Here is a 14158-nt window from a genome sequence, read left to right as displayed (position 1 = left end):
GACAATGACACTCTCGCCTCCAGAAAACACTCAAACAGACGCTCATATCGTGGTCTGTGCCCTCTATAAATTCGTTACCCTGAAGAACTTCACCAGCCTGCGGGAACCCCTGCTCAGAACCATGGAAGCAAACCATATCAGAGGGACGCTGCTGCTTGCCCGGGAAGGCATTAACGGCACCGTGGCCAGCACCCGGGAAGGCATCAATGCGCTGCTGGCCTGGCTTAACCGGGATACCCGTCTGAACCCCATTGAATACAAAGAGTCCCTCAGTGAATCCATGCCGTTCAAAAGAACCAGGGTCAAACTCAAAAAAGAGATTGTCACCATGGGAGTGGAAGACATTGACCCACAAAAGGCCGTCGGGACCTATGTGGAACCGGCAGACTGGAATAGCCTGATCAGTGACCCTGAAGTCCTTGTGGTGGATACCCGTAACGATTACGAAATTCAGGTGGGCACCTTCAAGCACGCCATCAATCCAAAGACAGATTCCTTCCGGCAGTTTCCGCAATATGTCAATGCCAACCTGAATCCTGAAACTCATAAAAAGGTGGCCATGTTCTGCACTGGCGGCATACGCTGCGAGAAGTCCACGGCCCTGCTCAAAGAACAAGGCTTTGACGAGGTTTACCATCTGAAAGGCGGCATCCTGAAATACCTGGAAGAGGTACCGAAAGCGCAGTCACTCTGGGAAGGTGAATGCTTTGTCTTTGATGAACGGGTGACGGTGAATCATGACCTTGAGCCGGGCTCCTACGACCAGTGCAACGCCTGTCGTTTACCCATTACGGAAGCCGATAAGCAAAGTGATATGTACCAGCAGGGTGTCAGCTGCCCGCACTGTTTTGACCTGCTGAGCGAACAGCAAAAAGCACGGTTTTCGGAGCGTGAAAAACAGATGCAGCTGGCCAGGGCACGAGGTGAAGCCCACATGGGCGCAGAAGTTGCCAAGACCGTTGTCCATCGTCGTCAATTAAAGAAAGACGAACGCAGGCAACAGCAACTGAGAACCCGGGCAGGCAAAGTTAAATAGCTGAGCTATGTTTTAAGTACAGCCAAGTGGTGTTTTTTCATCAGCTGACTTGAACGGAGTGCCGCCATGGAACTCGAAAACCCCGAGAACCTCAACCCTTTTATCCTTCTGGGCATTGTCAACGAAAAGCTGAGGCTTACCTGCAACTCACTGGATCAGCTGGCCGATGAGATGGACATGAGTAAACAGGAGATCGAAAACCAGCTTCATAAAATCCGTTTTCATTATCAGTCGATCAATAATCAGTTCGTTCATGACTGACCGGTAATCGAGGGTCTGTTGAACTTGTAACAAAAAACATCAACAGACCCTAAACAAAATATTGCCACACCTGCTTTACCGATAAAGTTCCCCCCCGTACTGCATGAACCAGCAAAACAGCAAACCCCAGGGTCATCAACGGTAACAGTGGGCGCTTTTCCTCCTGGAAAAAATACCAGCCAGCCCCCATTAAACAGAGTGCCATTATCATCAGCCGGGCATCCACAGGTTCACCGGAAACCACTTCCATAAAGATCGCCAGACAACCAATCACATTGGCAATTAACCAGATGGGCGACAGCATCCCGATACTGCCCAGCAACGGAAACTTGATCAGTGCGCCACCGGTCCAGGCTTTGGGTTGCAGATCCGACGACAGGTGAAAGGCAATTCCCAGGGCCATACCTGCGGCAATGGCTGAAAAACCGAAAGCCCAAACCACCAGCGCAGGAATACAGGAATGGGTTATTGCTGAGCGGTGGGACAGCCCCGGTATCACAAAATCCAGATCCGGCAATCGGATGCCGGCAATCAGACCGGCCAGGAAAAACAGAATCTCTTCCATGAAAGCCATAGTGGGCCAAAATGGGCAAAGCTCTCTGGCTGCCAGAACCAAACCCGCCAACAGACAAGCCTTCAGCGGTGTACTATACAACTTCATAGATCACAAAACAGACTATAAAACAGGGGGCGGACTATACCGTTTTAGTAGTAGTAAGCCCAGAGCCAACGCCTTATTGACTATTTATAGCTGGCAAACCCATCGCCAAACAGAGCTTCCGGGGCTTTTTCTTCCGTTATTATTTTTTATCCGGAATTCTGAACACCATTCTATCGTACCATTTGCTTTCAATCCTGCGCTGGTAATACACTCCCCCCACTATTTTATGCATTAGCGTTGATGACTGATGACTTACAAACTCAACGACAGGCAGTTCGAATCTATTCAGAAGCTGGCTGACCATGAGCGTTATGATTACTTTCTGAAAAAAGTGGCGGACTGGGAAGAGATCTGGAGCCTGCACAGTCCCGAGGGTTGGGTAGAGCTGTCATCCAGTGATGGTGAAGAGTGTCTGCCCATCTGGCCACACCCTGATTTCGCCAAAGCCTGGGCAGTGGATGACTGGTCAGACTGCCAGCCAAAAGCCATCAATCTGGAAGTGTGGCTGGAGCGCTGGACGCCTGGTCTGGAGCGGGATAACACCATGTTGGCCATATTCCCGGTTAATGAAGAAGAAGGGCTTGTTGTGACACCTTCTGAACTGCAGGAAGCCATTCTTGGCGAGTTGGAGCAGGGATAAGGCGTTACCCTCTTTTAACCTTACTCTTTTAACCCTACTCTTTTAACCACAGAGGCACAGAGACGGTTAGGGTGAAGGCCTTTTTTCTGTGCTCCTGCTGTTTATGACCAGGCAATAGTTCCGCTTAGGAATGTCCCGAAATAATTTCCACATTTTGGACTCGATCTCCGTTCATCCTGAGTGCTGAGCTTGTCGAAGTATCGAAGGGTGATTGGCACAATACATGAGGCCGGAGTTCACGCCCTTCGACAGGCTCAGGACGAACGGAGTTTTGAAACTCAGAAATGTGGAAATTATTTCAGGACAGCTCCTTACTCAATGCGCCATATGCTGGCCTTTGATCTCATCCGTGGCATGAGCAACCACTGTCTTCTGATCACCATTACTGAAAGTGATCGTCACCGGCACTTTACTGTTTTTGGCTATAGGCTTGTTAAGGCCCATCAACATAACATGATAGCCACCGGGCTTTAGCTCCAACCTGTCGCCCGGGTTGATGGTAAGGTTATCCACACGGCGCATTTTCATCATGCCATTGTTCATTTCTGTGGTATGAAGCTCTGTTTTCCCGGCAACTGGGCTGCTCAATGAGCGAATCTGTACGGCCTGATCAGTACCATTGTAGATGGTCATATAAGCAGCTGATGAGGACATACCCGGCTTGGTTGCACGGGCACTGGCGTTCAGTAACTGCAACGCTGGTTCAGAGTGCTCTTTTGAGCGAGCATGACTGTGCCCGCCCTGTGCAGCCATTGCAGTGTGCGCAGTCAATAGCATCATCAAAGCCATCGCACTATGTACGATTGTTCCCATAACCCTGACTGCCTTAGCATACAAAATCGTTCCGCTTTTCATTAATCAACTCCACTATTCATTAGAAGTATTATGGGAGGATAGCAATCTGCTGTGAGTTTGCTTCTAAAGGGTCCAGTTCAAAAAGAACATCATATACCGCTTCTCTGGTTTCCATTTTCAGCCTGGCGATCCAGACCATGTTGCGGTCGGTGGCACAAAAAGCGATATTGCCGGTACCAGTATACAGTTCAGTGTCTGCAAAATGTCCAGATTGTTTCTGTAAATTGAATGGCATCAACCCCATGGGCATATCACGCCCGACGAACTCCATGCTGACCTTTTCAGCAGCAAGCCCTGAAACTTCTGCCCTGATAGCCAGTGGCTGCCCCGTCGGTATGGACGCCGGCAAAATATTAAGCGTGATCGAACCATTCCCTAGCTTGCTCTGACACCCTTTGTACGTGTTGCAATAAGCAACCGTTTGAAACCTTTGTTTATCGACGAAATTTTCACTCTTGTTCAACAAGCGGGATCCGTAAAATACCAGCAGTAAGCCAAGTAATAATGCTATCGGAAGGAGAAGCCGGAATAAGTGCCTTGACAGGTTTTTCATCATTATTTGAATCAAAATTGACTTGCAGGTGGGCATTATAGGCTTTTTACTAACGGAAAACAGAAGAACATTCTCCTGAAATTCATTTTTAGAGGAAAAATCAGCTGTGACAAAAGAGAACGATACGCTGTCTCTGTTCGACAGCCATTGCCATCTTAATTTTTCAGTCTTTGATGAGGATCGTTTACAGGTGTTGAGTCAGGCAGAAAAGGCAGCAGTCAGTCACATCTGCATCCCTGCCACTCAACAGGTGGAATGGCCTTCCCTGATTAATGAGTCAGAATTACTGTCGCAAGTGAGTCCCGTAAGTATTGTAACGGCCCTTGGTCTGCATCCCTGGTTTATTTCTGAACATCATCCCGAACATCTGAATGTATTGGATACGCTATTACAACAACGTCCCGCCGGGGTCGTTGCCATAGGGGAAACCGGGCTGGATTTTTTTGACCGGAACACGACTCCCCAGACAAAGGCCAAACAACTCGAGCTGTTCACTGGCCAGGTTAAACTGGCCTGTCTGCACCAGATGCCACTGATTATTCATGGCCGGAAAAGTCATGATGATATTTTAAAAGTACTGCGACGATACAAACCAGAACGGGCCGGGATTATTCACGGATTTTCCGGTAGTGAACAACAGGCCGGAGAATATCTGAAGTTAGGCTTTAAGCTGGGGTTTGGTGGCGGTATCACCTACCCGAGAGCCCGTAAAACACGACACTTGGCAGCCACTATGCCAATCGACAGCATTGTGCTTGAGACAGACGCTCCGGATATGCCATTGAATGGCTATCAGGGACAGAGAAATGAGCCGGGAAGAGTGAAACTGGTGGCTGAGTGCCTGGCGGAACTACGAGGAATCTCTTTGCCGGAGGTGGCAGAAGCCACCTCTCATAACTGTCTTACGCTATTCAGAATATGATGGTTAAGCACCATCGGCGGCTTCAGCTTCCAACAGCTTGTTCTTACCGATATTGATTTTTCTTGGCTTCATCGCCTCTGGAATTTCACGTTCCAGATCAATATGCAAAAGACCATTATCTATGGTCGCACCGGTGACACGGACGTAGTCGGCCAGCTGGAAACGGCGCTCAAAGTTACGCTCGGCAATGCCCTGGTAGAGGTATTTGCGCTCTGCATCGTCTGGCGTTTTCTTGCCCTGGACAATCAGTACACCCTCACGGCTTTCTATTTCCAGTTCATCTTCGGCAAAGCCGGCAACCGCCATGGTGATACGGTATTCGTTCTCATCCAGCAGTTCGATATTGTAAGGAGGGTAGCCATTATTCCGGGGTGTCTGGGAATGCCCGGCATTCATGGACTCCAGAAGGTGAGCCATCCGGTCAAAGCCAATAGCAGAACGGTACAGGGGAGTGAAATCAAAATCAAAGGTACGCATAGTCATATCCTCAATAGAGCAATATGTTGATCAAATCGGCTTTTCATTATGAACAAGCCTTGGTTGACAGTGCTGCTTTGAGCCACTGTTATCCCTAATATATGTACGTTTAATTCGATTCCAACCCCTGTATGTTATTTTTTTTAAAAAATATCCAGGTGGTAATCCAGCATCCGGTCACCATCGAACAGATAGCGTCCTTTGAACCTGTTCCCCTTCAGCATTTCAGGTAACCAGATAATGTCGTCTGCCCACATTTCTTCATAGGGGATCTGATCAAGGGAGAACCACAGCGGTATGGCCTCATCCGTCTCTGCCGGTGAGCCGGTAAAATCCCTTGCCACATAGGTATGCACGTGAATAGAGTAGCCATCGGTAAACTGGAAACAGCTCTCTCCACAGAACTCAGGATTCACCGGGGTGATGCACAGTTCCTCCTGCACTTCGCGGATAGCGCACTCCAGCAGGGATTCACCGGCTTCAAGTCGTCCTCCCGGCCCATTGATTTTTCCGGCCCCCAGGCCACGCTTTTTACGAATCAGCAGAATTTGCCCATCCTTGATAACAAATGTCAGCGTAGCGGGGTCTTTGGCCTGCCAGGAGCTCCAGTCAATATCCTGCAATGATTGCATCAATCAATTCCTGCTTAAAGATAATTAACATACCTCAGCTGCGCGTTGGGAGGCAGCATTATTGGTCATGTTTTTGTGTGTGGGTATAAACGCTTTTCTGCGCTAGTCTTGCATTGGCAAAGGAGCCAAAAGGTCATGCAACAACAGCGATAACGCGGTGCCTGGCAGCTTGAGTTCTTTTCCCGGCTCATGAGGCACTTAATTGTCTTGGACTAATCCAGGAGTTTAACAATGAATCCAATTCATTCAGAGTTGTTGCCCGGTTCTTTGCCGGGCTCTCCGTCAGCAGCGAGTGCTCTGCCCGAGTCAGCTCCTGAAAAATGCATTGTATGCAGGGACCCATTGTTCAGTGGACGGTCTGTTGTGATATTGCCATGTCAGCACAGATTCCATAACGCCTGCAATGATATCTGGATTGATAGTCGCCAGCTGGGTGACTGGACTTGCATCCTTTGCGATACAACGCCCAAAACTCTTGATATTGTTGCTTTGAATGATGACCGATACTCATCTCTGGCAAGCCGTTCTGAAAGCCTGAAACTGCAGCTGTTCAAAGCTTGTCAGGACGGAAATGTCGCTACAGTGATCGGTGCAGTAGAGAAGGACCCATCGCTGATTTCCGGAAAAATTAAGCTTGAGGACCGCTTGGGACACTATAGGCCCATTCATGTTGCCTCCCTCAACGGGCATGTACCGATTGTCAAGTTTCTACTTGACCAGGGGGTCGATATTAATTTGCCAGAGGCGTTCGGTAAACTTTCTCCCATTGAACTGGCCGCCACCGAAGGCTTCGTGGAGTTGGTCAGCTGTTTGATTGAGCGCGGTGCCAAAGATTTAAATTCATCACTCTTGTTCGCCACTCGTCATGGCCACGTCAATGTGGTTCGGAAATTGATCGATAACGGAGCTGACATTAACCATACGCTAGAGATCATTTTGCGCGACAGGTTAATTCGGTATACCCCTCTTGTCAGTTCTGTTACTTCGGAGTCTGCTGCACAACTGGTTGAGTTGTTAATATCGAAAGAAGCCAAAGTCACTGGTGAGGCACTGTGGGTTGCTATTGGATTTGGCAAGCTGGATATCGTTAAACTCTTGATCACCCATAAAGTCGATGTCAACGCCATGGATGGGTGGATAATCTGCAGTGCAGCCAGATATAATCAACTGGAGACCGTCAAGTTGTTACTTGCCAACGGTGCCGAGGTTGATAAGCCTTACGATGTTCAGACCGCTCTTGGGTACGCAGCTGAATACGGCTGTGTTGAAATGATTCATTTACTGGTAGATGCTGGTGCCAGTCTGGAATCCACGGTATTGTCCAATGGCAAAAGAAGCCTCAGCCCTCTGTGCATTGCTACTTTTGCCTGGCAGCAGGACTGCATCAAGGCACTTATCGAGCTGGGCTCCGGGATTGATAACGCCGATTTTCGAGGTCTTACACCGCTGACCCAGGCCATTATCGCCAATAATATCGACCATGTCAGAGAGCTGGTTGAGCATTTCCACGCGTCGGTGAATTGTTCTCCAAATTATTCTATACCCCGGGCAAATGTAATGCCCCATGAGTTATTCAGGTGCAGGGAGCAGTTTGTTATCTCTCCGCTGGCATTTGCCGTGCATTTGGGTAGGAGTCCAATCACTCAGTTTCTGATTGATTCCGGCGCAGAGATTAATGCCCTTCACGGGTTGGCACTGCGACTGGCAATTGTACATAACAATGCCGGGATTTTATTGAAGCTGATTCATGGCGGTGCTGACCTTTGTGGTGTTTTTGATAACGGAGAAACGCCTCTGGCATTAGCAAATCGTCTGAAACGTTCGACTTTGGTTATAGAACTCTTGAGTCATGGGGCACCGGCTTCTGAAATCAGTCTGGCAGCGGATTTTCGGGATTTGAGTATTGTTTAAGTGCTGAAATTTGCAAGTCAGGCCTGTCATTTCTGTGATTTCTTCCTATTTTAACCTGATGCCAATAGAATGCAGCTCTCGACTATTGTTGTATAGGGTCTGAACAATGAACACCGACATGCGTAAACAAATTCTGGATGCCTTCAATTTCCGTCACGCCTGCAAAAGCTTTGATGTCAGCCGGAAAATACCCGATGAGGATTTTAATTTCATTCTGGATGCCGGGCGCCTTTCTCCCAGCTCATTTGGTTTTGAACCCTGGAAGTTTCTGGTCATCCAAAATCCTGAGTTAAGGGAAAAGATCAAAACCGTCAGCTGGGGAGCCCAGGGACAATTACCCACCGCCAGTCACTTTGTCATCATTCTGGCCCGCAAAGAAAATAGCATGCATTATGAGTCCGAATACATCCTGGATCACATGCGCACTGTTAAACAGCTGCCTGAAGATGTCGTGGATATGATCAGCGAGTTCTACCGCGACTTTCAAAACAGTGACTTCCGGCTGACCGAGTCACCCAGGGCCATGTTTGACTGGGCCTGTAAACAGACCTATATCGCCCTTGGTAATATGATGAGCGTAGCCGCCCAGATTGGCATTGACTCCTGCCCGATTGAAGGTTTCAACCGTGACCGGCTGGAGCCACTGATGGCACAGGAGGGTCTGCTGGATAGCGGGGAGTTTGGCGTCAGTGTGATGGTCGCCTTTGGATACCGGGAAAACGAGCCTTACCCAAAAACCCGCCACCGGCAGGCGGCAGTTGTCGAGTGGCATTAATCCCCGGTCACTCAGCAAGCTCACTGAGGCATAACAGCGTCAGGCAGTTGCTCTCAAAGCCACCGGTATCGATAAAGTGAGTATTTCCCAGGGTAACCGGTTGATCAACAATGGTATGACCACAGAAGATGTGGTCAATACCGGCAACCACAGAATCATCCTCACTTTGAATCCGGGTCCTGGACCATTGCATCGCCCGGACCAGGTCCGGATCAGATGCTATTTTCTCTGGATTCCAGACCGGCAACGGGTACTCAGCATGGCAAATGGCCACCTGCCTGTCGCCAGGAAGATCAACCGAGATCAGAACCGGCTGTTCAGAAGCCATGTCCGCATACCTGTTCATTCTTTCTGATGAGACTTGCAGATGCCAGTCACCGCCACAAAGCACCCATTGGGCAATCTCATGGGCGGATGGGTGTCTGACCGTATCAATCATGCACTGCTCATGATTGCCACGAACACAGTGGAACCATGGCTCCTCCATCAGAGAGAGGCACTTCTCGGAAGCGGGTCCCCGGTCGATCAGGTCGCCACAACTGAAACAACGATCCTTTTCCCGGTCAAAACCGACGTTGGCCAGTGAGGACATCAGGAGATCGTACATGCCATGCAAATCACCAATAACAAAATCACGGCCAACGATATTCTGACGAAAATGCTGGTAAAACATAAATCCTCCCTGGATTTCTGATTAGCGTTCAGGTGTGTACATCCACGTTTACGGTTTATCCTTCATTACCAGTTTAGCCACGCCATCATCGGGATTGATGACGGTGGTGAATTGCCGGTGACTGGTCAGAATGTTGTTAAGCATCGGCTCCCGGGCCAGCTCCCTGAACGACAAGGGCATATCAGCAGCTAACTGGCCTTCAGCCCTCATCTGTTCCGCCTGTTGATAAAACCTGAGCATCACTGGCAGCACTTTACGAACGGTTTCCGGTAACCCGGCCACAGCAATGGCATTGGCATAAACGGCAGGCCCATAGGTTGCGGGTGGTGTAGCCAAAGCCGTTAATTGCCGTTTGCTGTACTGAACCCACTGCTTCTGCTGATCCTCTGGCAGACTTTTAAAGCTGGCGTATAACGCACTGCCTTCGGCCGGTGTAAACAACCTTGCAGTGGCCCCCAGGGAGGCAAGGGCAAGAAACTCACTGGGATTTCTGGTCAACGTATTCAGTTGCAACCATTGCCCCCGCTTTTGCAGGTAGACCTGCATGGGGTTCAGCTTCGGCTCCCTGGACAGCCTGTCCAGCAGTAACTTCAGTTGATTCATGGACCGCCAGGTATTCTGGGTGAGATAAACGGAGCCTTTTGCCTCCAAATGGCCACGGAATCCGGCAATATTCACCACCCAATGGTCGTACCATAGATTCATATCATCGTGACTGATGCTCTTGTTCTGTATCCCGGAGTTAAGCACGGTATACATGGACAAAGAGCCCTCGTTATACATCATATGGCGAAGGTGGCTATGAGGCAGATAGACAATTTCAAACAACCGGGCAGCTGAAGGGTGTTTGGTAATAATCGAGCGAGCCAGCGGGTAGATCTTCTCAGCATAGGGTGCTGTAACCGATAGGAAATCCACCGAATTTTCAGGAACAGGCTTAGCCAGAGCTTTAGCAGCGCGCTTACGTGCCTCCGGCGATAAAGTGACTGCATCGAGAATGGCTGTTGCCCGGAGAACTTCATAAGAGACAGCGTCCAGCCCCGCAATCTCCCTGGACAGCTGCTGGAACGATGGCTCTGACAACCTGGGAGTATCAGGGTCAGTCTGAGGTGCCACAAATGCCTTATAGGCCTCATGTGAGCCGTTTCTTAACAGCTGCAGGCAATATAATCGGGACAGTGCTCTTGACACCTCCCGATGGATGGCCGCCGATGACCACTGTGTAGATAACTCCGGTGTAACCACTGGATTAGCCAGCACCCATGAGAGTTGCTCTATTTGCTCCCGGGTAATCTCCAGCTGATCGGCAAAATGCTTGTGGATATACTTTTTTATGGGATCGAGCCGGTTTTCAGCCACAATCAACGGGCTAACCAACAGCAGAAGCACCAGCGAAACCCAGGACAAGGTCATTGTTTTCATAATAAGCTTTCTTTTCTGGAATTGTTGCCATGACTGGAAACCGTTGTGAGCAGACTTCCCGGGGATGAACACCCCATAAGGCGGCAAACTATTATGTCAGCCAGGGTCAACACCAATATCCGTATCCAATGCTCGCAGCAACAGGTCTCAGGAATGCTAAGTAAGATAGATGCTGATGGTTTAGTCAGCCACATGAAAGCAGCATTATTTCTTAACGGTATATAAGACCTCTCCAAAGCCTGGGCTTTAACTCCAACACAACCATCGATTTTGCATTATCAGTCATATTGTTTTATTCGGCTGTCAAAACGGGGGCTATTCTTAATCGATGTTCCAAACCCGATTGCCATTGAACTCCATTGACAGGGGAGAAAACAGCCATGGCTGACCTCGACCTGGCAACCAGACTGGTAGACCAGTTTTTCTCAGAGATCGCTGACAGCTATTGCCGTAAGGATCTCGACGCAATCATCGGTCACTACCAACCCGATCCGGGTCTGCTTTTCTGGAACGCTGAGGGTGACACCATTACCTCTGTTGACCAGTTAACCCTATGGTATGAAGAACTGTTCCGGCGATTTGATATCAAATCGGTCAATTTTCGGCTTGAAGAGATTTATACAGATGAAAGCACCATTGTTTCCGGGAGCCTGTGGGTACTTTCCACGCAGCGAAAAATTGGGGAAGAAAAGTCCGGGGAAGAAAAGCTTGAAGAAGAGCAGGCCCTGAGAGCCACTCACCTGCTTAAAAAACACGATGGCAGATGGCTTATCCATCACCTGCATGTTTCACCAACCCACTTTCTACCGGATTGATGACTCAAACAACGCCCAAACGATGCATTACCGCATCTTCCAGTCAATACAAGCTGGCATCTTCAGTATCACTGGGAGGCATGCTGGAGATCTACGATTTCTTGATATATGGCTTGATGGCCAGCTATATTGCCGAGAACTTTTTTCCTGCTGAAGACCATACCACCTCATTAATCAACACATTTGCCACCTTTGCCATCGGTTACCTGACCCGCCCCCTGGGTGGTGTTGTCTTTGGCCACTTCGGGGACCGCTATGGCCGTAAAAAGACCTATACCTTTTCCATCTTTCTGATGGCGATAAGCACTGCATTGATGGGCTGCCTGCCCGGCTGGAACAGTATAGGTGCAGCAGCCCCCATCACGCTGATCCTGTTACGGCTACTGCAGGGGTTCTCCCTGGGGGGAGAAATTCCGGGGGCCATCACCTATCTCAGTGAGACGACACCTGAAAGAAGTGGCCTGGTGACCGGCATTCTGTTTCTGGCCGTTATGATTGGTGTATCGTTCGGGACATTCGTGCACGGCATGCTTGAAATGTACCTTCCGACAGAAGATATGAAGGAGTGGGGCTGGCGTGTCCCTTTCTGGATCGGTGGATCCCTGGGAATCATCAGCTATCACATTCGCAAACACTTCTCCGAATCCGGATTTTTCGAAGCACTGGACCAGACCAAAGCACAGGCTTCCATACCGATTGTTCTCCTTTTCACACAACATACCCGGGGGATTATCTGCGGGTTCATGACCATTGGCCTGTGTGGAGCAACCGTGACTATCTACAGCATTTACATGCCGGGTTTCCTCTCGTCGCTACTGGGTTTTCCCAGGGAAGCCGTTGCCTGGCAAACCACCCTGGCGTTTTTGATGCTATCGCCACTCTGTCTGATATTCGGGCTGCTGTCCGACCTGATAAATCACAAACTGATTCTTGGCATTATGGCCATTATTGTCGCCACCACTTGTTGGCCAGCGTTTCAGTACTTCTCTTCTCCAGACGCCGAACTGAATAAGATCCTGTTGATCTGTGGCCTGCTGGCAGCAACTGCATCGGGTGCACTGCCGCCATTGTTGATCAGTTTTTTTCCAACGGAGATTCGCTATACCGGCATTGCCACCTGCTACAATATCGGGTTTGCAATTTTTGGCGGCATCGCCCCTGTTACCTCAACATTACTGGCTAAATACTCCAGTAATACCACGGGGCCGGCTATCTACCTTTCTCTTGTTGCTGTGATCAGCCTGATCGCCCTGTTTATTCCCTGGCCAAACGTTCAGCTGACAACAGAACAGTTTGATGAGGAAAGAAACCTTTAAGTCTGCCAGTCAAAATACATTTCCCTGAATCAGGGGATTGAGCGTCGAAACATTTTCTGGCCTGAAATGCAAAGCGGGTTAACACACAGGCCATCCAATGATTTATGGTAATCATCAATAGCCAACCGGATAATTTCCTGTATAAATTAGCTTTAGATAACAAATGCAAGGCTTAATAATGAATGCATTGACTTGGTATAAAAGTACGTTTTTTCCAGCGCTAACCCTGTGCCTGTTGCCAATAGCGGCCTATTCTGATGCTTATGACGACTGTTTATACAAACAACTCAAAGAAGGTGATGATTCACTGACACTGGTTGAAATCCGCCAGCAATGCCAGACAGTTGTCGCTGAAAGTACGGAAGACACTGATAACGTCGTTGAACAGCGGTTACAGGAAGAAGAAGAAACTCTGGACAACCGGTTTGCCATCACACCTCACCGACCCAACTACCTGCTGCCCATTTCCTACAATAAAAGCCCTAACCCAAGCCCCTTTGAAATCCGCAATATTGATGATTTCTCCAGCACCGAGATCAAGTTTCAACTGAGTATGAAAGCTCCCCTGGCCCAGGGTGTATTCAATGGTTACGGTGATATCTTCGTTGCCTACACCAACACCTCCTGGTGGCAGGCTTATAACAGTAACTCGGCCCCCTTTCGGGAAACCAATCATGAACCGGAAGTGTATATGGTTTTCCCCACCAGCTATCAGTTCGGGGGATTTGAGTTGAATGCGGTTTTGGCCGGGCTGACTCACCAGTCCAATGGCCGCAGCGGAGAACTTTCCAGAAGCTGGAACAGAGTCTACGCACAGTTGGTTTTTTCCAGAGACAATGTTGTGGTGAGCATCAAACCCTGGTGGCGGATTCCGGAGCCGGAAAAAAAACCTGGCCAGCAAAACAGTTCCCGGGGGGATGATAACCCTGATATTGAAAAGTATATGGGCCATGGTGAGTTGCATCTGGGTTACCAGGTCCGGGAGCACAATCTTGGCATGACGCTAAGAAATAATTTGCGAAGTGATAACAAAGGTGCCGTTCAACTGGACTGGTCATTTCCAATTAACAAAAGATTCCGGGGTTATATTCAATACTTCAATGGCTACGGTGAAAGCCTGATTGATTACAACGATAGCGCTAATCGACTAAGTGTTGGCGTTATGTTGACCGACTGGTTATAAGTAGTTAACCAAATGAAATCATATAT

16 protein-coding genes are annotated in these 14158 nt (G+C 49.0%); 9 read left to right on the top strand and 7 right to left on the bottom strand.

Annotated features, from left to right (window positions below; genetic code table 11):
* The first annotated feature begins 4 nt into the window (after nt 1-4).
* Together ACO6UY_RS03430 and ACO6UY_RS03425 are read left to right on the top strand one after the other, a co-directional pair.
* Nucleotides 5-1036, top strand: coding sequence for a rhodanese-related sulfurtransferase (locus ACO6UY_RS03430; protein WP_422449364.1), 1032 nt, complete (start codon nt 5-7; stop codon nt 1034-1036).
* Nucleotides 1037-1102: 66 nt separating this feature from the next.
* Nucleotides 1103-1297 carry a DUF4250 domain-containing protein gene (locus ACO6UY_RS03425; RefSeq protein WP_101744843.1) on the top strand — a complete coding sequence of 65 codons (195 nt, stop codon included), beginning with the start codon at nt 1103-1105 and terminating at the stop codon, nt 1295-1297.
* Nucleotides 1298-1346: 49 nt separating this feature from the next.
* Here the strand turns inward: ACO6UY_RS03425 and ACO6UY_RS03420 are convergent, their stop codons facing one another.
* Nucleotides 1347-1958, bottom strand: a complete 612-nt coding sequence (locus ACO6UY_RS03420) for a hypothetical protein (protein ID WP_422489065.1) — start codon at nt 1956-1958, stop codon at nt 1347-1349.
* A gap of 247 nt (nt 1959-2205) precedes the next feature.
* On the opposite strand from ACO6UY_RS03420, the gene ACO6UY_RS03415 reads away from it, so the two are divergent.
* A complete protein-coding gene (locus ACO6UY_RS03415) occupies nt 2206-2598 on the top strand; it encodes a DUF2750 domain-containing protein (RefSeq protein ID WP_422449368.1) in 393 nt (130 codons plus the stop codon).
* A gap of 315 nt (nt 2599-2913) precedes the next feature.
* Here the strand turns inward: ACO6UY_RS03415 and ACO6UY_RS03410 are convergent, their stop codons facing one another.
* Entirely contained in the window at nt 2914-3411 is a 498-nt protein-coding gene (locus ACO6UY_RS03410; protein ID WP_422489063.1) for a copper chaperone PCu(A)C, read from the bottom strand.
* Nucleotides 3412-3481: 70 nt separating this feature from the next.
* A complete protein-coding gene (locus tag ACO6UY_RS03405) occupies nt 3482-4009 on the bottom strand; it encodes a hypothetical protein (RefSeq protein ID WP_422489061.1) in 528 nt (175 codons plus the stop codon).
* Between the two features lie 103 nt (nt 4010-4112).
* Between ACO6UY_RS03405 and ACO6UY_RS03400 the strand changes: the two genes are divergently transcribed.
* Nucleotides 4113-4928, top strand: coding sequence for a TatD family hydrolase (locus ACO6UY_RS03400; RefSeq protein ID WP_422489060.1), 816 nt, complete (start codon nt 4113-4115; stop codon nt 4926-4928).
* Nucleotides 4929-4931: 3 nt separating this feature from the next.
* Here ACO6UY_RS03400 and ACO6UY_RS03395 read toward each other — a convergent pair whose 3' ends face one another.
* Together ACO6UY_RS03395 and ACO6UY_RS03390 are read right to left on the bottom strand one after the other, a co-directional pair.
* Nucleotides 4932-5405 (bottom strand): Hsp20 family protein, encoded by a 474-nt coding sequence (locus tag ACO6UY_RS03395; protein WP_422489058.1) that lies wholly within the window; start codon nt 5403-5405, stop codon nt 4932-4934.
* A gap of 143 nt (nt 5406-5548) precedes the next feature.
* Complete coding sequence (locus ACO6UY_RS03390; RefSeq protein ID WP_422489056.1) at nt 5549-6037, bottom strand: 8-oxo-dGTP diphosphatase; 489 nt, start codon at nt 6035-6037, stop codon at nt 5549-5551.
* A 231-nt stretch (nt 6038-6268) separates the two neighbouring features.
* Here ACO6UY_RS03390 and ACO6UY_RS03385 point away from each other — a divergent pair, with 231 nt between their 5' ends.
* Together ACO6UY_RS03385 and ACO6UY_RS03380 are read left to right on the top strand one after the other, a co-directional pair.
* A complete protein-coding gene (locus tag ACO6UY_RS03385) occupies nt 6269-7948 on the top strand; it encodes an ankyrin repeat domain-containing protein (protein WP_422489054.1) in 1680 nt (559 codons plus the stop codon).
* 118 nt (nt 7949-8066) lie between these two features.
* Nucleotides 8067-8723, top strand: a complete 657-nt coding sequence (locus ACO6UY_RS03380) for an NAD(P)H-dependent oxidoreductase (protein ID WP_422489052.1) — start codon at nt 8067-8069, stop codon at nt 8721-8723.
* Between the two features lie 7 nt (nt 8724-8730).
* On the opposite strand, the gene ACO6UY_RS03375 is transcribed toward ACO6UY_RS03380, so the two are convergent.
* Together ACO6UY_RS03375 and ACO6UY_RS03370 are read right to left on the bottom strand one after the other, a co-directional pair.
* On the bottom strand, nt 8731-9396 hold the full coding sequence (locus ACO6UY_RS03375) for a metallophosphoesterase (protein ID WP_422489050.1): 666 nt from the start codon (nt 9394-9396) through the stop codon (nt 8731-8733).
* A gap of 48 nt (nt 9397-9444) precedes the next feature.
* A complete protein-coding gene (locus ACO6UY_RS03370; protein ID WP_422489048.1) occupies nt 9445-10818 on the bottom strand; it encodes a hypothetical protein in 1374 nt (457 codons plus the stop codon).
* A gap of 380 nt (nt 10819-11198) precedes the next feature.
* Here ACO6UY_RS03370 and ACO6UY_RS03365 point away from each other — a divergent pair, with 380 nt between their 5' ends.
* The 3 genes from ACO6UY_RS03365 (at nt 11199) to ACO6UY_RS03355 (ending at nt 14132) form a co-directional block, all read left to right on the top strand.
* Nucleotides 11199-11633 carry a YybH family protein gene (locus tag ACO6UY_RS03365; RefSeq protein WP_422489047.1) on the top strand — a complete coding sequence of 145 codons (435 nt, stop codon included), beginning with the start codon at nt 11199-11201 and terminating at the stop codon, nt 11631-11633.
* Nucleotides 11633-12949, top strand: coding sequence for an MFS transporter (locus ACO6UY_RS03360; RefSeq protein WP_422489045.1), 1317 nt, complete (start codon nt 11633-11635; stop codon nt 12947-12949). Before ACO6UY_RS03365 ends, ACO6UY_RS03360 begins: the two co-directional genes overlap by 1 nt.
* A gap of 178 nt (nt 12950-13127) precedes the next feature.
* Nucleotides 13128-14132: a phospholipase A gene (locus ACO6UY_RS03355; protein WP_422489043.1), complete on the top strand. Its 1005-nt coding sequence runs from the start codon at nt 13128-13130 to the stop codon at nt 14130-14132.
* Nucleotides 14133-14158 lie beyond the last annotated feature (26 nt).

It is taken from the genome of Endozoicomonas sp. ALE010, assembly GCF_049310165.1.
In the GTDB taxonomy this organism is placed as follows: domain Bacteria; phylum Pseudomonadota; class Gammaproteobacteria; order Pseudomonadales; family Endozoicomonadaceae; genus Endozoicomonas.
This window is presented reverse-complemented; position numbering and strand designations above follow the sequence as displayed.